Genomic DNA, 18,754 nt, shown 5'->3' with positions numbered 1-18,754 from the left:
CGAGGGGACGGCACTTCATGCCTCAGGTCGACTGGACCACCGACATGGCCATCCGCGCCGCCTGGATGTCGTTCGTTGGCGGCGCGACGCAGGGTGAGATCGCCACGCGGCTCGGAATTTCGACGGCCAAGGTTCACCGCCTGATCGCCCATGCCCAACGCACCGGCCTCGTCCGCTTCCAGATCGTCGGTCGCCCGGCGGATTGCCTCGCGGTCGAGGCGGACCTGGTTACCGAGCACAAGCTCGCGTCCTGCCTGATCGCTCCCGACATCGGCGGGACGGAGGACGATGGCGACATTCGCTCCATCGCAGAGGTTGCCGGGCCGCATCTTGCGAGCCTGCTCGGCGCGCCGACGGTCTCCCAGGTCGGCGTCGGCATGGGGCGCACGCTTCGCGCGGCGGTCGAGCGCATGCCGCGTGTCCTGCGTCCGGATCTGTCCATCGTCTCCATTTCTGGTTCGCTGACGCGCAAACTGTCGGCCAATCCCTTCGACGTGGTGCAGCAACTTGCCGAGCGCACCGGCGGCGAGGGCTATTATCTTCCCGTGCCTTATCTCGCCGACAGCGTCGGCGAGCGCGACATGTTCCTCGGCCAGCGCAGCGTGCAGGCGTTGCTTGAGCGCGCACGCAAGTCGGACCTTTTCGTCATCGGCATCGGCTCCGTCGAGGATGATGGCCACCTGATCCGCCGTGACCTGATCTCGCGCGACGAGCAGCGCGATCTCATCGCCTCGGGGGCCGTGTGCGATCTGATGGGCCGCTTCATCGACAGCACGGGGCGGCTGGTATCGGCGAAGCTCGGAGACAAGGCCGTCGGCCTTCCTTTCGAGGCTGTCAGCGGCGCGCGGGTGGTCGCGCTCGCCGGCGGTCTCGGCAAGCTCGAGGCGACCCGCGCGGCCCTGCGCTCGGGCCTCGTGACCGACCTGATCGTCGATGAAAGTCTGGGCCGGGCTCTTGCGGCCGCCGGCAGAACAGGACAGGCGCGCTCGGCATGATGCCGAAGCGGCCGCATAGGTGGAGGTGAATGCAGTGTTGAAACGGATCATGCTCGGCGTCGCGGCTGCGACGCTTCTTGCGGGAACGGCGATGGCTGAGGATTTCGCACCGGCGGTCGTCTATGACCTCGGCGGCAAGTTCGACAAGTCCTTCAACGAGGCGGCGTATGTCGGCGCCCAGAAGTACAAGGCCGACACCGGCACGAACTATCGCGATTTCGAGATCCAGAACGACAGCCAGCGCGAACAGGCGCTGCGCAACTTCGCCCGTCGCGGCTCCAACCCTGTGGTCGCCATCGGCTTTTCCTATGAGGGTGCGCTGAAGAAGGTCGCCCAGGAGTTTCCGGACACCAAGTTCGCCATCGTCGACATGGTGGTCGACCTGCCGAACGTCCGTTCGATCGTCTTCAAGGAGCAGGAAGGCTCCTACATCGTCGGGCTTCTCGCGGCGATGGCCTCGAAGACCGGCAAGGTCGGCTTCGTAGGCGGCATGGACGTGCCGCTTATCCGCAAGTTCGCCTGCGGCTACAAGCAGGGTGTGATGGAGACCAACCCGCAGGCGACGGTGTTCCAGAACATGACCGGCAACACCGGGGCAGCCTGGACCGACCCGATCAAGGGTGGCGAACTGGCGAAGTCGCAGATGGACCGCGGCGCGGATGTGATCTTCCACGCCGCCGGGGGCACCGGTCTTGGCGTTCTGCAGGCGGTGGCCGACGAGGGCAAGCTTGGCATCGGCGTCGACAGCAACCAGAACGGCCTGCACCCGGGGCATGTGCTGACCTCGATGCTGAAGCGCGTCGATACCGCGATCTACACCACTTTCGAGGACGCACGCACCGGCAACTGGACCTCGGGCATCTACTCGCTTGGCCTCAAGGAGAATGGCGTCGACTGGGCCCTGGACGACAATAACAAGGACCTGATCACGCCCGAGATGAAGGACGCGGTCGAGAAGGCCAAGGCCGACATCATCGCCGGCACGGTCAAGGTGCACGACTACAACTCCACCGACAGCTGCCCGTTCTGAGGCCGCGTACGGGCGGCGGCGCAACAGCCGTCGCCCGTCTGATCGAGGCCGGTCGCGCCTGGGCGGCCGGGGAGGCGTGATGACCCGATATCTTTCGAAACAGACGCCTCGTCGCTTGCCCCTTCAGGGTCTGCGGACACTGGCCGCCCTGCTCTTTTCCGCCACCGCCGCCATGGCCGAGCCGGCGCTCGTCTATTCGGTCGGCGGCAAGTTCGACGGCTCCTTCAACGAGAGCGCCTATCGCGGCGCGGAGCGCTTTGCGAAAGAGACCGGCGGGCGGTATCGCGAGTTCGAGATCGCACGTGACGCTGACAGCCTCCAGGCGCTCAGACGGTTCGCCCAGCGCGGCGAGTTTCCCATCGTCGCCATCGGCTTCAACCAGGCAAGCGCCGTCGCGGCTGCGGCGAAGAGCTTTCCCGATGCGTCTTTCTCCATCGTCGACATGGTGGTCGACGCGCCGAACGTGCGCTCCGTTATCTTCCGCGAGCATGAAGGCTCCTACATCGCCGGACTTCTCGCGGCGATGGCGTCGAAGACCGGCACCATCGGCTTCGTCGGCGGCATGGACATTCCCATCATCCGCCGGTTCCTGTGCGGCTACCGTCAGGGCGCTGCCGCCGTCTCGCCGCACGTTCGCGTGCTTTACAACATGGCCGGTGACACCCCGGCGGCCTTCGCCGATCCCGCGCGTGGGGCGGAACTCGCCCGCTCCCAGATCTCGCGAGGCGCGGATGTGATCATCCAGGCGGCCGGCGGCACCGGTATCGGCGTGCTGCAGGCTGCCGCCGATGCGGGCGTGCTCGGCATCGGCACCGACAGCAATCAGAATGGCCTGCATCCAGGGCATGTGCTGACCTCGATCCGCAAGCGCGTCGACATGGCCGTCCTCGCCAACTTCATGGATGCGCGGGAGGGGCGCTGGACCCCGGGCATCGAGGAACTGGGCCTGAAGGAGGGGGGCGTCGACTGGGTGCTCGACGACGACAATCGTGCGCTCGTCAGCGACGAAATGGAAAAGGCGGCGCGCGCGGCGGAAGCCGCCATCGCCGACGGCCGCGTTGTGGTGCACGATGTGGCGACGCAAGGGGAGTGCCCGCTATGACCGAGACGCTCGCCATCGAGCTTGTCGGCATCGACAAGAGTTTCGGCGCTGTCCACGCCAACAAGGACATCAACCTGAAGATCCGCAAGGGATCGATCCACGGCATCGTTGGCGAGAACGGGGCCGGCAAGTCGACGCTGATGTCGATCCTCTACGGCTTCTATCATGCCGACGCCGGCGAAATTCGCATCGACGGCGAGGCGGTGTCGCTATCCAGCAGTCAGGCCGCCATCGCCAAGGGAATCGGCATGGTGCACCAGCACTTCATGCTGGTGCAGAACTTTACCGTGCTGGAGAACGTCATCCTGGGCGCTGAGGGCGGCGCGCTTCTGGGGGCTGGCGTGGCGCGCGCGCGCGCCGAATTGAAGCGGCTTGCCGACGACTATGACCTCAAGGTCGATCCGGATGCGGTGACCGAGGACCTGCCCGTCGGCCTTCAGCAGCGGGTGGAAATCCTCAAGGCGCTTTTCCGCGGTGCCGACGTTCTCATTCTCGACGAACCGACAGGCGTTCTGACCCCGGCCGAGGCCGACCATCTCTTCCGCATCCTCAAGGTGCTGCGGGACGAGGGCAAGACGGTGCTCCTCATCACCCACAAGCTGCGCGAGATCATGGCCGTGACCGACGAGGTGTCGGTCATGCGGCGCGGAGAGATCGTTGCCACGCGCGAGACGTCAAAGACCTCCATGGGTGAACTGGCCGAACTGATGGTTGGCCGCAGGGTGCTGCTGGAAGTGGAGAAGCGTCCGGCCGAGCCGGGACGCCCGGTGTTGGTCGTCGATCGGCTGACGGTGCGCGACGGGCGCGGCGTCGATGTGGTGAAGGACGTCTCGCTGTCCGTGCGCGCCGGCGAAATCGTCGGCATCGCGGGCGTTTCCGGCAATGGTCAGTCGGAGTTGCTCGAGGCGGTGGCCGGCATCCGCAAGGCGCTTTCGGGGCGCGTAACGGTCGACGGAACGACCGTCGACCTTGCCGCGCGCGAGCCGGATGCGGCGGAAATGCGCGGGCTTGGCCTTGCCCATGTGCCCGAGGACCGTCACCGCATGGGGCTCGTCACCCGCTTCTTTGAATATGAGAACGCCATTCTCGGCTATCACCGCGACCGGGCCTTCGGGCCTGGCGCGATGCTCGACGTGGAGGCAGCGCGCGCGCATGCTCGCGCCGAGATCGAGAAATACGACATCCGCCCGCCGGACTGCATGCTGAAGACCGCCAATTTCTCCGGCGGCAACCAGCAGAAGATCGTGCTTGCCCGCGAGATCGAGCGCGATCCGGCGGTGCTGCTCGTCGGTCAGCCGACCCGTGGCGTCGACATTGGCGCCATCGAGTTCATTCACAAGCGGCTTGTCGCGCTGCGCGACGCCGGCAAGGCGGTGCTGCTGGTGTCTGTCGAACTTGACGAGATCCGGGCGCTCGCTGACCGCGTGCTGGTCATGTTCGACGGGCGCATCGTCGGCGAAAGGTCGCCGGAAGCGGAAGAAGGCGAGCTCGGCATGCTGATGGCCGGGGCGAGCCAGGAGGCAGCGGAATGAACGCGGGAAACCTTCCGCGCTGGGTCGACTTCGTTCTCATCCCAGCGCTCAACGTGGCCGCAGCCTTCATCGTCTCGGGACTGGTTGTCCTGCTGATCGGAGAAAATCCGATCGAGGCGGTCAAGATCCTTGTGTGGGGGGCTTTCGGCTGGAACGAGGGCATCGGTTTCACGCTGTTCTACGCCACCAACTTCATCTTCACCGGACTTGCCGTTGCCATCGCGTTCCACGGCGGACTGTTCAACATCGGCGGCGAGGGGCAGGCCTACCTCGGCGGCCTCGGTGTCGCGTTGGCCTGCCTTGCCCTCGACCGCTATGTTCCCTGGTGGGTGACGCTGCCATTTGCCGTGGCGGGTGCGGCTGCCGCCGGCGCGCTCTGGGCGCTGGTTCCGGCGGTGCTGCAGGCCCGGCGCGGCAGCCATGTGGTCATCACCACCATCATGTTCAATTTTATCGCCGCATCGCTGATGGTCTACCTGCTCGTCAACGTCATGGCGCGGCCGGCCTCGATGCAGCCGGAAACCCGCACCTTCGAGGCCGGCGGGCGGCTGCCGCTGCTTCAGGACGTGATCCCGGGCGCGGATTTCGGCTCCGCGCCGGTCAACATCACCTTCATCATCGCGCTTGTTGCCTGCCTGCTCTGCTGGGTGCTGATCTGGCGCACACGGCTCGGCTACGAGATCCGTACCTTCGGCGCGAGCCCGACGGCGGCCGCCTATGCCGGCATTTCGGGGGAACGGATCACGGTGATCACCATGTTGATCTCCGGCGGTCTTGCCGGGCTGATGGCGGTGAACGAGATCATGGGGTCGCAGCACCGACTGCTGATCGAATTCGTCTCCGGTTACGGCTTTGTCGGCATCGCGGTTGCGCTTATGGGACGCGCCCATCCGGTTGGCATCGTGCTGGCGGCGGTCCTCTTCGGCATGCTCTATCAGGGCGGGGCCGAGCTTGCCTTCGAAATGCCGGCCATCACGCGCGACATGATCGTGGTGATCCAGGGGCTGGTGATCCTCTTCGCGGGGGCGCTTGAGCACATGTTCCGGCCAGCGCTCGTCAGGATCTTCGGCGTGTTGTCGCAACCATCGGCAAAGACGGCGTGAGGGCGGAACCATGTTCGAAACGGTGATCCTCGTCCTCGACAGCACGGTGCGCCTCGCAACGCCCTTGCTGCTTGCCGCCCTTGCCGGGCTGTTTTCCGAACGCTCCGGCGTGTTCGACATCGGTCTGGAAGGAAAGATGCTCGGCGCCGCCTTCGCCGCCGGCGCCGCCGCCGGGGTCACCGGGTCAGCCTGGCTCGGGCTTCTGGCGGGCGTTGGCGTCTCGATCGGCCTCGCCCTTGTCCACGGTTTCGCCTGCATCACCAACCGCGGCAACCAGATCGTCTCCGGCGTTGCGATCAACTTTCTGGCGATGGGACTGACGGCACTGCTGGGGCAGGCGTGGTTCAGCCAGGGTGGGCGCACGCCGCCGCTCGGCGGCGGCGGCCGGTTCCGCGACATCACGCTGCCGTTCGCCGAGGAGCTGCGCGATGTGCCGGTGATCGGAGGCGTCTATTCCGAACTCCTGTCCGGTCACAACATCCTCGTCTACGCTGCCTTCGTGGCCGTGCCGCTGTCGTGGTGGATCCTTTTTCGCACCCGCTTCGGACTGCGGCTGCGCGCGGTCGGCGAAAACCCGGCCGCCGTTGACACGGCCGGCATTTCGGTCGCCTGGCTGCGATACCGGGCGGTGATCTGCACCGGCATCCTTTGCGGTTTCGCCGGAGCCTATCTGTCGATTGCCCAGTCAGCCGGCTTCATCAAGGACATGACCGCGGGCAAGGGCTTCATCGCGCTGGCCGCGCTCATCTTCGCCAAGTGGAAGCCGCTGCCCGTGATGTTCGCCTGCCTGCTTTTCGGCTTCCTCGACGCGGCGGCGATCCGGCTTCAGGGACAGCAGCTTCCGGTTATCGGAGAGGTTCCGGTACAGGCGATACAGGCACTGCCCTATATCCTCACCGTGGTGCTGCTCGCCGGGTTCATCGGCAAGGCCGTGCCGCCGCGGGCCGGAGGCACGGCTTATGTGAAGGAGAGGACATGACGGATATCGCAAGGCTGTTCGAGGAAGCCAAGGCGGCGCGCGCCAACGCCCATGCTCCCTACTCGAGCTTTGCCGTCGGCGCGGCGGTGCGTTCGGCAAGCGGCAGGATCTATTCCGGCTGCAATGTTGAAAACGCCAGCTTCCCTGAAGGCTGGTGCGCGGAGACGACAGCGCTTGGCAAGATGGTCGCGGCCGAAGGAAAAGCCTCGGTTGTCGAGGTTCTCGTCATGGCCGACGCGGCCCTTTGCACGCCCTGTGGCGGCTGCCGCCAGCGTCTTGCCGAATTCGCTGGCGATGATACGCCGGTTCACATCTGCGACACGCGTGGCGTGCGCGCGACATTCACGCTCGGCGAACTCCTGCCGCACAGGTTCGTGCTGCATGAGGCGACGTCGGGCGAGAACCGAAAGGAAACTTCGTGAGTGGATACGGCTCGGAATGCGCATCGATCGTGCGGGCCGCGCGGCCGGGCGACTATCGCATCGGCATGGTGCTCGGGTCGGGGCTCGGCGCGCTGGCCGATGACATCGAGGACGCGGTGCGGGTGCCCTACACCCGCCTGACCGGCTTTCCGATCTCCACCGTCTCATCACATGGCAGCGAGCTTGTCGCGGGAACGCTCGAGGGTGTGTCCGTCGTGGTGCTGTCGGGGCGCGCGCACTACTACGAGGGCGGTGGCGCGACAGTGATGCGCACGCCGCTGGAGACGCTGAAGGAGCTTGGCTGCGACACGGTGCTTCTCACCAACGCGGCCGGCTCGCTGCGTGAGGACTTCGCTCCGGGAACGCCGATGCTGATCTGCGATCACATCAACTGGTCGGGCATCAATCCGCTGATCGGCGAGGAAAGCGACGATCGGTTCCTCGACATGAGCGCGGCCTATGACGCCGACCTGCGGGCACGCCTGCGCGCACAGGCCGAGACGGCCGGCATCGCCATGGGCGAGGGCATCTACATGTGGTTCTCGGGCCCCTCCTTCGAAACGCCGGCGGAGATCCGCATGGCGAAGCTGCTGGGCGCCGATGCCGTCGGCATGTCGACCGTGCCGGAGGCGATCCTGGCGCGCTATCTCGGTCTGCGGGTGGCGGCGATCTCCACCATCACCAACTATGGCGCGGGGCTTCACCCGCATGCGCTGTCGCACGCGGAAACCAAGTCGACGGCGCTGACCGCCGTTGGCGCATTGAAAACGCTCATTCGCGGTTTCGTGAAGGATCTTGGCAATGACTGACGCCACACAAATGGATATCGCCGCGCGGGCGCTTCCTCTCGTGGACCTGACCAATCTCGACGAAGCCTGTGGCAAGGCGGACATCGACGCGTTGTGCGCGCGCGCCGTCACGCCGCATGGAACGGTTGCCGCCGTATGCGTCTGGCCGCGCTTTGTCGCTCAGGCCGCCTCCAATCTGGCCGGCTCTGGCGTTGGGGTCGCCACCGTGGTGAACTTCCCGGATGGTGGCGAGGACACGAACGCCGTCCTGCAGGAGACGCGCAAGGCGGTGGACGAGGGGGCGGACGAAATCGACCTCGTCATGCCCTGGCGCGCCTTTGTCAGCGGCAGGCGCGGCTTTGCCGAAACGCAGGTCGCGCGCGTTCGCGAGGCCTGCGGAGACCGGCTGCTCAAGGTCATTCTCGAAACGGGCGCGATCGAGGACGCTCTGCTGATCCATGTCGCCTCCAACATGGCGATCGCGGCCGGAGCGGATTTCATCAAGACCTCGACCGGCAAGGCGCGGGTCAATGCCACTCTGCAGGCGGCCGAGATCATGCTGACGGCAATCGAGGAGCGCCGTCGCGAGGACGGACGCGAGGTCGGCTTCAAGCCGGCCGGCGGCATCCGCACGCTTGAGGATGCCGGCGCGTATCTGGCGCTTGCCGACCGCCTGCTCGGCCAGAACTGGGTGTCCGCGGCGCATTTCCGCTTTGGCGCGAGCGGACTGCTCGACGCGCTTCTCGCTGTTCTCGACGGGACGGCGGCAGCGTCTGGGGAAGGATACTGACCGACATGCTGGCCCAGGAAATTATCCGCAAGAAGCGGGACGGCGGTGCTCTCGATGCCGAGGAGATTGCTTTCTTCGTCCAGGGGCTTGTCGACGGCAGCGTGCGTGACGAGCAGGTGTCGGCGCTGGCGATGGCGGTCTTCTTCAAGGGACTGACGCTTGAGGAGCGCGTCTCTCTGACGCTTGCCATGCGCGACAGCGGCAGCGTGCTCGACTGGAGCGATGTCGATGCACCCATTCTCGACAAGCATTCGACCGGCGGCGTCGGCGACAATGTCTCGCTGATGCTGGCGCCGGCGCTTGCCGCCTGCGGGGCGGCGGTTCCGATGATCTCCGGCCGTGGCCTTGGCCACACCGGCGGTACGCTCGACAAGTTCGACAGCATTCCGGGCTACACGACGCAACCGGACAATGCGCTCTTCCGCAAGGTGGTGAAGGAGGTGGGGTGCGCGATCATTGGCCAGACCGCCGACCTCGCCCCGGCCGACAAGCGGTTCTACGCAATCCGCGATGTGACCGGCACGGTCGAGAGCCTCGATCTCATCACCGCGTCCATTCTGTCGAAGAAACTCGCCGCCGGCCTTCAGGGGCTGATCCTCGATGTCAAATGGGGAACAGGCGCCTTCATGGGCAGCTACGAGGAGGCGAAGGCGCTGGCCGAGAGCCTCGTGACCGTGGCCAATGGGGCGGGATGCCGGACCACCGCGCTTCTCACCGATATGAACGAGCCGCTTGCCTCCGCCGCCGGCAATGCGGTGGAAATGCGCAACGCGGTGGACTTTCTGACGGGCAGGGAAATCGACAACCGCCTCTTTGACGTCACCGTGGCGCTTGGTGCCGAGGCGCTTGTCATCGGAGGGCTTGCGATGGATGCGGACGAGGGCGCCGAAAGGATGCGTCGCGCCTTCGCAAGCGGACAGGCGGCCGAACGCTTCGCGCGCATGGTTGCCGGCCTCGGCGGTCCGACCGATTTCATTGAGCGGCCCGAGATTTATCTCGCCACGGCGCCGGTGGAGCGGGCGATCTATGCGGATGCACCGGGCACCGTCGTCGGTGTCGATGCCCGCGCGGTCGGCATCGCCGTCGTCGAGCTGGGCGGCGGCCGTCATACGTCGGACGAGGCAATCGATCCGGCGGTCGGCTTCACCCATCTTGCCGGCGTAGGCCACACGGTCGACAGCGACGGGCCGCTTGCCATTGTCCATGCGGCCGATGAAGCGGCGGCCGCGCGTGCCACCAAGGCCATTCGCGCCGCCTACAGGATCGGCAAGCCGGCCGACGTCGAGGACCGTCCGGTCGTGGCGGAACGTGTGACGGCCGCCTCCTGAGGGCAGGAACGGCCGCAATCGGGACCGCGGGCGAATGTGTGCGCGGCGGAGAGGAAAGAGGAATCCCATGGCGCGCGCTATCTTGTGCGTACTCGACAGTTTCGGGATCGGCGGTGCCCCGGATGCCGCAAGCTTCGGCGACGAGGGAGCGAACACGCTCGGCCATATCGCCGCTTCCTGCGCAAAAGGCCTCGGCGACAAGAGCGGCCTTCGCGAAGGGCCCCTGGCGTTGCCGAACATGGCGCGGCTCGGCCTCGGTCATGCCGGGGAACTCGCCTGCGGCCAGGTTCCGGCGGGGTTTGACACAAGCGTGGACCCGCAAGGCATCTGGGGTGCCGCAAGCGAAGCCTCGAGGGGCAAGGACACGCCCTCGGGGCACTGGGAGATCGCTGGCGTTCCGGTCGCCTTCGACTGGGGCTATTTCCCCGATACGGTGCCGACCTTCCCCGCCGAGCTCACCGAAGCGGTGATCCGCGAGGGCAATCTCCCTGGAATTCTCGGGGACCGGCATGCCTCGGGAACCCAGATCATCGCCGAACTGGGCGAGGAGCATGTCAGGACAGGCAAGCCGATCTGCTACACCAGTGGCGATTCTGTCTACCAGATCGCCGCCCATGAGACCCATTTCGGCCTCGAACGGCTCTATGCGCTTTGCGAGACCGTGCGCGATCTGGTCGATCCCTACCGGATCGGGCGCGTCATCGCCCGTCCCTTCCTTGGTGAGAGCGCGGAGACCTTCGAGCGCAGCGCCAACCGGCGGGATTACTCGGTTCTGCCGCCGGCTCCGACCCTTCTCGACCGGGTGATCGCATCCGGGGCACGCACGCTGACGATCGGCAAGATCGGCGATATCTTCGCCCACCAGGGCATTGGCCTGATCCTGAAAGGCGCTGGCAACGACGCGCTTTTCGACAAGACGCTGGAGGCCGTCGACATGGCTCGGGACAGCGATCTGGTCTTTGCCAATTTCGTCGACTTTGACAGCCTTTTCGGGCATCGCCGCGACGTGGCGGGCTATGCGGCGGCGCTGGAGGCCTTCGATCGCCGCTTGCCTGAGCTGGTCTCCCGGCTGCGTGCTGGCGACCTTTTGATCCTCACCGCCGATCACGGGTGTGACCCGACGTGGCGTGGCACCGATCACACCCGCGAACGCGTGCCGGTGATCGGCGTTGCGCCGGACGGCGCGGCTCATGCCATTGGCATCCGGGACACATTCGCCGACATCGGCGAGACCGTCGCCGCGCATCTGGGGCTTGCTCCTGGAGACAAAGGGGCCACGTTCCTCTAGGCATGGTTCGCCGCCTGCCGGCGGCGTCAGTGAAGTCGTGGGAGAAACATGGTCCTGAAAGCCGAGACCCCTGCGCTGCCCAAGGCGGAGTTGCACGTCCACATCGAGGGCGCCGCGCCGCCTGCTCTGGTCAAGCGGCTTGCCGAGCGCCACGGACTGGACATCGACGGGCTGCTTGACGGGCAGGGACGCTATGTGTGGTCCGACTTTACCGGGTTCCTCAACGCCTATGATCGCGCCGCGCGTGTCTTTCGCGCACCCGAGGACTATGCCGATCTCGCCGAGACTTATCTCCTTTCCATCGCCGCAGAGGGGGCGATCTATGCCGAGCTGACGATCTCGCCCGACCATGCGGCGGGCGCGGGGCTGTCCTATCGCGACTATGTGGCCGGGCTTGCCGAAGGCATCGCGCGGGCGCGCAAGGCCGTTGGCATCGAGGCGCGGATGATCGCCATCGGCGTGCGCCACTTCGGCGCGCGGGCTGTCGAGCAGGTGGTGACACAGGTTCTTGCCGCGCCTCATCCGCTCGTCACGGGTTTCGGGCTTGCCGGCGACGAGCGCGAGGGTCACCCGGCGAATTTCGCTCGCGCCTTCCGCATGGCCGGGGACGCGGGGCTGGGATTGACCGCCCACGCCGGTGAGTTTTGCGGTCCCGAAAGCATCACAGCGACCCTCGACTTTCTGCGCGTAGGCCGCATCGGCCATGGCGTCAGGGCGCTCGAGGACCGGGAGGTGGTCGCGCGTATCGTGGAGGACGGCATCGCGCTCGAGATCTGCCCGACGTCCAATGTCGCGCTCGGGGTCTGTTCGAACCTGCGCTTCCATCCGGTCAATCACCTGAGGCGGGCCGGATGCCGGGTGACGCTCAATTCCGACGATCCGCCGTTCTTCGCGACCTCGCTTGGAGCGGAATACGAAAGCTGCGCGCGCACCTTCGGCTGGAAGAGCGGCGATCTGATCGAGATGACACGCAACGCGGTGAAGGCGGCTTTTTGCGACGAGACCACACGCGCCCGCCTGATGGGCCGGATCACAGGCTTCGTTTCCGCCAATGCGGGGACCTGACGACCCGTTCGCGGCCGCTCACAGCGGTGGATCGTGCCCCGCCAGGTGCTCGCTGCAGGTTCCGCTTCCGCCTGGCATGTTCTAACAGTGGGATATGCGGTTTTGGACGGGCAGGGCCGCTGCCGCCGTGCCGCCGGAAGGCGCGAGGCCAGCTCTGCCGCGATTGGGTCAACTGACAAGACGGGGAACGCGCCATGACTGGAGCCACGGTAATCGATCATCCGCTGGTGCAGCACAAGCTCACGCACATGCGGATGAAGGACACCTCGACTCAAGGTTTCCGCAGGCTGCTGCGGGAAATCTCCGTGCTGCTAACCTATGAGGTCACGCGCGATCTGCCGATCACCAGCGTCGAGATCGACACGCCGCTTCAGCCCATGTCGGCCCCGGTCATCGAGGGCAAGAAGCTGGTCTTCGCTTCGGTCCTGCGCGCCGGCAACGGCCTTCTGGAAGGCATGCTCGAACTGGTGCCGGCCGCCCGCGTCGCCCATGTCGGCCTGTATCGTGATCCCAAGACCCTGCAGCCGGTGGAATATTACTTCAAGGCGCCGGAAGATCTGGCCGAGCGGCTCGTCGTCGTTGTCGATCCGATGCTGGCGACCGCGAATTCGGCCATCGCCGCGGTGCAGAGGCTCAAGGAGCGCGGCGCCAACAACCTGCGCTTCCTCTGCTTGCTCGCAGCCCCTGAGGGCATTGCAAAGTTCAACGAGGCGCATCCGGATGTGCCGATCTTCACCGCCGCCATCGACGAAAAGCTGAACGAAAAGGGCTATATCGTCCCCGGCCTCGGCGATGCGGGTGACCGGATGTATGGCACCAAATAGGATCTGTTAAAGGCTACGCCGGGAGCCGCTCAGGAGGAGGAAATACCATGTCCGACGCATCGACCCTCGCGATCTATCCGGGTCTGCGCGACAAGACTGTGCTCGTAACCGGTGGCGGTAGCGGCATCGGTGCCGAGATCGTCCGCCATTTTGCCGCCCAGGGCTGCAAGGTCGGCTTTCTCGACATCGACGCGCAAGCCTCCACGGCACTGGTCGATGAACTGTCCGCAAAGGGCGCGCAGATTCACTTTGTCGAGACCGATCTGACCGACATCCCGGCGACGCGCGAGGCCATTGCCGAGGTGCGCCAGGCGCTTGGCGCCGTCGCGGTGCTCGTCAACAACGCCGCCCACGACGAGCGCCACAAGCTTGAGGAGGTGACGCCGGAGTATTGGGACAGCCGCATCGCGGTCAATCTCAGGCATCAGTTCTTCTGCGCCCAGGCGGTGGTCGACGACATGCGCGGGCTCGGCGGTGGCGCCATCGTCAACATGGGATCGATCTCCTGGATGATCGGCAAGGGCGGCATGGCGGGCTACACGGCCTCCAAGTCCGGCGTCGTCGGCCTGACCCGTTCGCTTGCCCGCGACCTGGGGCCGGACAACATCCGCGTCAATTGCATCGCCCCGGGCTGGATCATGACCGAGCGCCAGATCGAGCTCTGGCTTGACGAGACAGGCGAGCGCGAAATCCTTGATCGCCAGTGCCTCAAGCGCAAGCTGATGCCGTCGGACGTCGCCTCGGTCGTGACCTTCTTTGCCTCCGAGGCGGCCGGCGCCTGCACGAACCAGACCTATATCGTCGACGGTGGCTGGGTCTGATCCCACTGCCGCGCCGGGCACCCGGCAAGCCGCATGGCAGGGAGTGAAGTCGCATGATCACCGTCTTCGGCTCGATCAATCTGGACCTCGTTGTTGTCCTGCCGCGCCTGCCTGCGCCGGGCGAGACAGTTGTCGGGCCTGACCACCAGCTTTTTGCCGGCGGCAAGGGCGCGAACCAGGCACTCGCCGCAGCGCGGGCCGGGGCACGGGTGAGGATGGTCGGGGCCGTTGGGCGGGACGTCCATGCCGCCGCTGCTCTCGTCAATCTCGAAAGGGCAGGCGTTGACCTTTCCGACGTGCGTCATCTCGACGGCACGACCGGCATCGCCATGATCGGCGTCGATGAGGCCGGCGAAAACCTGATCATGTGCGCGAGCGGGGTCAATGCCCGGGTGAGCGCCGACTGGCTCGAGGGGCGGCTGGCAAGGGGCGATCTTCTGGTCCTTCAGCGCGAGTTGTCGCCCGAGCCTATCGCCGAGGCGGTTGCGCGGGCGAGGCTTTGCGGAACCCGCGTGTTGCTCAATGCCGCGCCGTCCGGCGATGCGGCGCTTGCCCGGCTTGTCGAGGGGGTGGATGTGATCGTTGCCAACGCCTCGGAAGCAGCGGAGCTGGCGCTTGCACTCGGCGCGGGCGAGACGCCGGTCGCCGACCTCCATTGCGCCGTGTTGAGCGGACCGGACCGGCTGGCCGTCGTCACCCTCGGCGCACGCGGCCTGGTTGCCCAGATGGGCGGGAAACGCTGGCACGTCGCGGCTCCCGAGGTCGAGGTGGTCGACACCACCGGCGCTGGAGATGCCTTCGTCGGCGCTCTGGCCGCGGCGCTTGACCGGGGTGCCGACGTGGAGCGGGCGCTTGCCGAAGGCACGGCCGCCGGCGCGCTGGCCTGTACCGCGACGGGCGCGCAGTCCTCCTCTCCCGATACCGCCTCCATTGCCGCTCTCGCCGAGCGCATCACGGTCACGCTCGTCACGGCCGGCTGACGGCAAGCCGTTCACCACCGGCTAACCCTTTCCGCCGATGGGGCGCTGTGTTTAGGCGAACGGAAAGCCGCTCCTGCTAGCTTCCGAAGCCCGGGCGCAGGAGGAAAGGGCGACGGATGTTGCGATATCTTCTCATTGCCGGCGTCGTTGTCATCGCCGCCGCGCTGGCGCCGCGCTTCGCGCCTGATCTCATGCGGCAGCTTTTGAACGCGGACCAGACCGCCGCGGAGGCCCGTTCGGGCGATCCCGCTGCCCCGAAGGCGGTCCAGCGAGGTCCGCGCACGCTCGTTCTGTCCGTCAGCCGAAACGGACACTACGAGGTCGACGCCTATTTCAACGGGCGCCCGGTGCACTCGCTGATCGATACCGGTGCTTCCGTGGTCGCCCTTCCGGCGGATGTCGCGCGCGCCTCCGGCCTCAATCCATCGCGCGCCGACTATACCGCCCGTGTCAGCACGGCCAACGGAACGGTTCTTGCCGCACCCGTGACACTGCGTGAAATGCGGCTCGGGAGCATCCGGCTTGCCAACGTGAAGGCGCTGGTGCTCCCGGAGGGAGCGCTGCAGGTGCCGCTTATCGGCATGTCCGCGCTCAACAGGCTTTCCAAGGTCGACATACGCTCCGGCACGATGCGTTTGATTCAATAGGAAAAGAGCGCGATAGTCCGGGGCGTGCGGATCGCCTTTCGGCGCTGATCCGTCGATCAGGATGCTGTGGGGTGGGATGAACGTCACGCAATTCGGAGCGCTGCCGGACGGTGCGCGCGTCGAGCGCATATTGATCGGGCTTGGCGATCTGGAGGCGACGATCCTCACCTATGGCGCGGTCATCCAGGACCTGCGCGTCGCCGGGCAGCCGGTGGTTCTCGGCCTTGCGACCCTCGCCGACTATGTCGCTCATTCGTCTTATTTCGGCGCTGTGGTGGGACGCTGCGCCAACCGGATCGCCGGAGGCTCCTTCACACTCGATGGCGAGACCTTTCATCTCGAGCTCAACGAGAAGGGGCGCACGCATCTGCACGGCGGGCCTGGGGGCTTCGACAAGTGCGTGTGGGCGCTCGCGGATGCTGGGCCCGATTTCGCGGAGCTGAAACTGGAACGCCCCGATGGCGACCAGGGCTATCCGGGCGCGGTTGTCGTCTTCTGCCGCTACGAGCTTCACGCCGACCGGCGGATGCGCATCGTGCTGCGTGGTGAAGCGGACCGAACGACGCTGCTGAATCTCGCGACCCACAGCTATTTCAATCTGGATGGCGGAGGCGATGTCCGCGACCACGGCCTGCGCGTTGATGCCGATACCTATCTTCCCGTCGACGCGGATGGTCTCCCGACCGGAGAGCTGCGTCCCGTTAGGGGGACGCCCTTCGATTTTCGCCGCATGCGCCGGATCGGAGATGCGACGATGATCGACCACAATTTCTGTATCACGGACGCGCCGCTGCGCGACCCGAGGCTCGTGGCGCGGCTGGAAGCTGCCTCGGGCGGGCTCGCGCTGGAGGTGTCCTCTACCGAACCCGGCCTGCAGGTTTACGACGGAGCCAAGATCGCCGTTCCGGTTGCAGGGCCGCACGGTCGGCGCTATGGGGCTTACGCCGGCCTTTGTCTGGAGCCGCAACGCTGGCCGGATGCGGTCCATCATCGGGGGTTCGCCGGCGCGGTGCTGCGGCCCGGCGAGACCTACCGCCAGATCACCGACTACGCGTTTCCGCCTGCTCGATGACGGGCGGGCGCTCATCTGGAGCATGACAGCATGAAGACCGTATTCTCGCCCGGTCAGCTCGCCCACGATCCCAAGCACGAGATCTCGGACGGCGAACTGCGGCCGGCAGTGGAAATTCCCGCGCGTGCCGAGATGGTGCGCGCCCGTATCCTCGAAACGGAGCTGGGCGAGGTGCTTACGCCCGAGGATTTCGGACGGGGCCCGCTCGCGCGCGTCCATGACGGTGACTATCTGGACTTCCTCGACAGCTTCTGGACGCGGTGGACCAACGCCGGACGCGGTGGCGAGGCGTTTCCCTTTGTCTGGCCGGTGCGCGGTCTGTCTCTCGAGCCGAAGCCCGATCACATCGATGGCCTGCTTGGCCGCTATTCCTTCGACGCGGGCACGCCGCTCGGCCAGTACAGTTTCGCGGCCGCACGTGCCAGCGCCAACTCGGCTCTTACGGCGGCGCGTCTTGTCGCCGGCGGCGAACGCTCCGCCTTCGCGCTCTGCCGCCCGCCGGGGCATCATGCCGCCGCCGGTTACTACGGCGGCTACTGCTTCCTGAATAATGCCGCTATCGCTGGCCAGTGGCTGCGCGATGCTGGAGCAGAGCGGGTCGCGATCCTCGACGTGGATTATCACCACGGCAACGGCACCCAGTCGATCTTCTACGAGCGCTCCGACGTTCTGTTCCTGTCGATCCACGCCGACCCGCGCGAGGAATATCCCTACTTCCTTGGCCACGCCGGCGAGACGGGCGCGGCGGCGGGCGAGGGGTATAACGCCAATTATCCGCTGGCGCTCGGGGCGGACTGGGAAACCTGGTCGAACGCACTCGCTGCCGCGATGGCGCGCATTCGCGATTTCGCACCCGACACGCTCGTCATCTCGCTCGGGCTCGACGCCTATGAGAAGGATCCGATTTCGCGGTTCCGGCTGGCCTCGGAGGACTTCACCCGCATGGGCGCCGCGCTCGCCGGCCTCGGCTTGCCGACGATTTTCGTCATGGAGGGCGGCTACGCCGTGGAGGCGCTGGGCGTCAATTGTGTCAATACGCTCGCAGGTTTCGAGGGAGGCTGACCGGCTCCCTCGAAACAGGGTGGGTCAGACCGGGAAGCCGTGGTCGCGCAAGGCCAGGCGAAGCGCGTCCGAACCGGTGAAATGCACCGCGTGCATGCCGACGCCGCGCGCACCGGTGATATTGGCCGGACTGTCATCGACGAAGACGGTCTGCGCGGCCTCGAGGCCGTTGCGCTCGAGCAGCACCTCGTAGATCCGGGGATCGGGCTTCACCAGTTTCTCATGCGCGGAAACGACCGTGTCGCGGAAGCTGTTGCCCAGGAAGGGGAACCGCTCGATGCACTCGGGAAACTTCTCGGCGCTGAAATTGGTGATCGCGTAGAGCGGCACCCCGGCGTCCTTGAGCTCATCGAGCAGCGCCACGGTGCCCTCGATCGCGCCGGGCACCATCTCGTGCCAGCGCTCGTCCCAGGCGCGGATCGCTTCCTCGTGCTCGGGGTGGACGGAAAGGCGTTCCTCGATGGCGACGGCGAAGCTGCGACCGCGGTCTTGCTCCAGGTTCCATTCCGGAGGGAGGATCTCGCTCAGGAACCGCTCGGCCTCGGCCGGCTCGGGAAAGAGCTTGCTGTAGAGATGACGCGGGTCCCATTGGATGAGAACGTTGCCGACATCGAAGACGACCGTATCGGGACTGCGTGGCATGATGGCTCCTTGCGTGTGAGTCGGGCGAGGCGGAGCTCGACCCTCCAACTGGATAGGGCGCAATTGCGAAGGTTTCCAGACGGTTTGGACAGGCGCGAGCACTGGAGGGAACGCCAGCGTTGGCATGGCTGGCGGACGCTGGCGTATTTCCCGTGCGTCCTTGCGACCTGCCTGACGCTGGTGGTCCTGTCGGGCGGCACCCCGCTTCGCGCGCAGGAGCGGGAGCAATCGTCGGCGTCAAAAAGCGCTGCGCAATACGATGATGACACGGGCACGACGGTGGG

Annotated in this window: 19 protein-coding genes; 18 read left to right on the top strand and 1 reads right to left on the bottom strand. The window is 66.2% G+C overall.

Going from position 1 to position 18,754, the window contains the following annotated elements; all coding sequences use genetic code 11:
• The first annotated feature begins 17 nt into the window (after positions 1-17).
• The 18 genes from ACSLUQ_RS12660 to ACSLUQ_RS12575 all read left to right on the top strand — a co-directional run bounded on the left by ACSLUQ_RS12660 (position 18) and on the right by ACSLUQ_RS12575 (position 17,828).
• Positions 18-995 carry a sugar-binding transcriptional regulator gene (locus tag ACSLUQ_RS12660; protein ID WP_461808728.1) on the top strand — a complete coding sequence of 326 codons (978 nt, stop codon included), beginning with the start codon at positions 18-20 and terminating at the stop codon, positions 993-995.
• A gap of 49 nt (positions 996-1,044) precedes the next feature.
• Positions 1,045-2,025 carry a BMP family lipoprotein gene (locus tag ACSLUQ_RS12655; RefSeq protein WP_417772550.1) on the top strand — a complete coding sequence of 327 codons (981 nt, stop codon included), beginning with the start codon at positions 1,045-1,047 and terminating at the stop codon, positions 2,023-2,025.
• 79 nt (positions 2,026-2,104) lie between these two features.
• Positions 2,105-3,127 carry a BMP family lipoprotein gene (locus tag ACSLUQ_RS12650; protein WP_461808727.1) on the top strand — a complete coding sequence of 341 codons (1,023 nt, stop codon included), beginning with the start codon at positions 2,105-2,107 and terminating at the stop codon, positions 3,125-3,127.
• Complete coding sequence (locus ACSLUQ_RS12645) at positions 3,124-4,659, top strand: ABC transporter ATP-binding protein (RefSeq protein WP_417772180.1); 1,536 nt, start codon at positions 3,124-3,126, stop codon at positions 4,657-4,659. The genes ACSLUQ_RS12650 and ACSLUQ_RS12645 overlap by 4 nt, the downstream gene beginning before the upstream one ends.
• Positions 4,656-5,762 carry an ABC transporter permease gene (locus ACSLUQ_RS12640; protein WP_461808726.1) on the top strand — a complete coding sequence of 369 codons (1,107 nt, stop codon included), beginning with the start codon at positions 4,656-4,658 and terminating at the stop codon, positions 5,760-5,762. Before ACSLUQ_RS12645 ends, ACSLUQ_RS12640 begins: the two co-directional genes overlap by 4 nt.
• Positions 5,763-5,772: 10 nt before the next feature.
• Complete coding sequence (locus tag ACSLUQ_RS12635; protein WP_417772182.1) at positions 5,773-6,741, top strand: ABC transporter permease; 969 nt, start codon at positions 5,773-5,775, stop codon at positions 6,739-6,741.
• Entirely contained in the window at positions 6,738-7,163 is a 426-nt protein-coding gene (cdd, locus tag ACSLUQ_RS12630; protein ID WP_417772183.1) for a cytidine deaminase, read from the top strand. The genes ACSLUQ_RS12635 and cdd overlap by 4 nt, the downstream gene beginning before the upstream one ends.
• Positions 7,160-7,972: a purine-nucleoside phosphorylase gene (locus ACSLUQ_RS12625; protein ID WP_417772184.1), complete on the top strand. Its 813-nt coding sequence runs from the start codon at positions 7,160-7,162 to the stop codon at positions 7,970-7,972. Before cdd ends, ACSLUQ_RS12625 begins: the two co-directional genes overlap by 4 nt.
• Positions 7,965-8,741, top strand: coding sequence for a deoxyribose-phosphate aldolase (gene deoC / locus ACSLUQ_RS12620; RefSeq protein ID WP_461808725.1), 777 nt, complete (start codon positions 7,965-7,967; stop codon positions 8,739-8,741). The genes ACSLUQ_RS12625 and deoC overlap by 8 nt, the downstream gene beginning before the upstream one ends.
• 5 nt (positions 8,742-8,746) lie before the next feature.
• Positions 8,747-10,069 (top strand): thymidine phosphorylase, encoded by a 1,323-nt coding sequence (gene deoA, locus ACSLUQ_RS12615; protein ID WP_461808724.1) that lies wholly within the window; start codon positions 8,747-8,749, stop codon positions 10,067-10,069.
• A 67-nt stretch (positions 10,070-10,136) separates the two neighbouring features.
• Positions 10,137-11,357, top strand: coding sequence for a phosphopentomutase (locus ACSLUQ_RS12610; RefSeq protein ID WP_461808723.1), 1,221 nt, complete (start codon positions 10,137-10,139; stop codon positions 11,355-11,357).
• 48 nt (positions 11,358-11,405) lie between these two features.
• On the top strand, positions 11,406-12,422 hold the full coding sequence (locus ACSLUQ_RS12605) for an adenosine deaminase (RefSeq protein ID WP_461808722.1): 1,017 nt from the start codon (positions 11,406-11,408) through the stop codon (positions 12,420-12,422).
• A gap of 194 nt (positions 12,423-12,616) precedes the next feature.
• Positions 12,617-13,246 carry a uracil phosphoribosyltransferase gene (gene upp, locus ACSLUQ_RS12600; RefSeq protein WP_417772189.1) on the top strand — a complete coding sequence of 210 codons (630 nt, stop codon included), beginning with the start codon at positions 12,617-12,619 and terminating at the stop codon, positions 13,244-13,246.
• A gap of 47 nt (positions 13,247-13,293) precedes the next feature.
• A complete protein-coding gene (locus ACSLUQ_RS12595) occupies positions 13,294-14,067 on the top strand; it encodes an SDR family NAD(P)-dependent oxidoreductase (protein WP_417772190.1) in 774 nt (257 codons plus the stop codon).
• 53 nt (positions 14,068-14,120) lie between these two features.
• Positions 14,121-15,047, top strand: a complete 927-nt coding sequence (locus ACSLUQ_RS12590) for a ribokinase (protein ID WP_461808721.1) — start codon at positions 14,121-14,123, stop codon at positions 15,045-15,047.
• Positions 15,048-15,163: 116 nt separating this feature from the next.
• The gene (locus ACSLUQ_RS12585) at positions 15,164-15,694 is read left to right on the top strand and encodes a retropepsin-like aspartic protease family protein (protein WP_461808720.1); all 531 of its coding nucleotides are present in this window, start codon (positions 15,164-15,166) and stop codon (positions 15,692-15,694) included.
• A 76-nt stretch (positions 15,695-15,770) separates the two neighbouring features.
• Positions 15,771-16,766: an aldose epimerase family protein gene (locus ACSLUQ_RS12580; protein ID WP_461808719.1), complete on the top strand. Its 996-nt coding sequence runs from the start codon at positions 15,771-15,773 to the stop codon at positions 16,764-16,766.
• 30 nt (positions 16,767-16,796) lie between these two features.
• Positions 16,797-17,828, top strand: coding sequence for a histone deacetylase family protein (locus ACSLUQ_RS12575; RefSeq protein WP_461808718.1), 1,032 nt, complete (start codon positions 16,797-16,799; stop codon positions 17,826-17,828).
• Between the two features lie 24 nt (positions 17,829-17,852).
• On the opposite strand, the gene ACSLUQ_RS12570 is transcribed toward ACSLUQ_RS12575, so the two are convergent.
• Positions 17,853-18,470: an HAD family hydrolase gene (locus ACSLUQ_RS12570; RefSeq protein ID WP_461808717.1), complete on the bottom strand. Its 618-nt coding sequence runs from the start codon at positions 18,468-18,470 to the stop codon at positions 17,853-17,855.
• Between the last annotated feature and the right edge of the window lie 284 nt (positions 18,471-18,754).

It is taken from the genome of Stappia sp. ICDLI1TA098, from assembly GCF_054880955.1.
The sequence above is the reverse complement of the archived record's forward strand: the minus strand, read 5'-3'. Positions and strand labels throughout refer to the sequence as shown.

Excerpts from the sequence above, each read along its gene's own strand:
- ACSLUQ_RS12660 (WP_461808728.1), top strand. The coding sequence starts at position 18 with ATGCCTCAGGTCGACTGGACCACCGACATGGCCATCCGCGCCGCCTGG.
- ACSLUQ_RS12655 (WP_417772550.1), top strand. The coding sequence starts at position 1,045 with ATGCTCGGCGTCGCGGCTGCGACGCTTCTTGCGGGAACGGCGATGGCT.
- ACSLUQ_RS12650 (WP_461808727.1), top strand. The coding sequence starts at position 2,105 with ATGACCCGATATCTTTCGAAACAGACGCCTCGTCGCTTGCCCCTTCAG.
- ACSLUQ_RS12645 (WP_417772180.1), top strand. The coding sequence starts at position 3,124 with ATGACCGAGACGCTCGCCATCGAGCTTGTCGGCATCGACAAGAGTTTC.
- ACSLUQ_RS12640 (WP_461808726.1), top strand. The coding sequence starts at position 4,656 with ATGAACGCGGGAAACCTTCCGCGCTGGGTCGACTTCGTTCTCATCCCA.
- ACSLUQ_RS12635 (WP_417772182.1), top strand. The coding sequence starts at position 5,773 with ATGTTCGAAACGGTGATCCTCGTCCTCGACAGCACGGTGCGCCTCGCA.
- cdd (WP_417772183.1), top strand. The coding sequence starts at position 6,738 with ATGACGGATATCGCAAGGCTGTTCGAGGAAGCCAAGGCGGCGCGCGCC.
- deoC (WP_461808725.1), top strand. The coding sequence starts at position 7,965 with ATGACTGACGCCACACAAATGGATATCGCCGCGCGGGCGCTTCCTCTC.
- deoA (WP_461808724.1), top strand. The coding sequence starts at position 8,747 with ATGCTGGCCCAGGAAATTATCCGCAAGAAGCGGGACGGCGGTGCTCTC.
- ACSLUQ_RS12610 (WP_461808723.1), top strand. The coding sequence starts at position 10,137 with ATGGCGCGCGCTATCTTGTGCGTACTCGACAGTTTCGGGATCGGCGGT.
- ACSLUQ_RS12605 (WP_461808722.1), top strand. The coding sequence starts at position 11,406 with ATGGTCCTGAAAGCCGAGACCCCTGCGCTGCCCAAGGCGGAGTTGCAC.
- upp (WP_417772189.1), top strand. The coding sequence starts at position 12,617 with ATGACTGGAGCCACGGTAATCGATCATCCGCTGGTGCAGCACAAGCTC.
- ACSLUQ_RS12595 (WP_417772190.1), top strand. The coding sequence starts at position 13,294 with ATGTCCGACGCATCGACCCTCGCGATCTATCCGGGTCTGCGCGACAAG.
- ACSLUQ_RS12590 (WP_461808721.1), top strand. The coding sequence starts at position 14,121 with ATGATCACCGTCTTCGGCTCGATCAATCTGGACCTCGTTGTTGTCCTG.
- ACSLUQ_RS12585 (WP_461808720.1), top strand. The coding sequence starts at position 15,164 with ATGTTGCGATATCTTCTCATTGCCGGCGTCGTTGTCATCGCCGCCGCG.
- ACSLUQ_RS12580 (WP_461808719.1), top strand. The coding sequence starts at position 15,771 with ATGAACGTCACGCAATTCGGAGCGCTGCCGGACGGTGCGCGCGTCGAG.
- ACSLUQ_RS12575 (WP_461808718.1), top strand. The coding sequence starts at position 16,797 with ATGAAGACCGTATTCTCGCCCGGTCAGCTCGCCCACGATCCCAAGCAC.
- ACSLUQ_RS12570 (WP_461808717.1), bottom strand. The coding sequence starts at position 18,470 with ATGCCACGCAGTCCCGATACGGTCGTCTTCGATGTCGGCAACGTTCTC.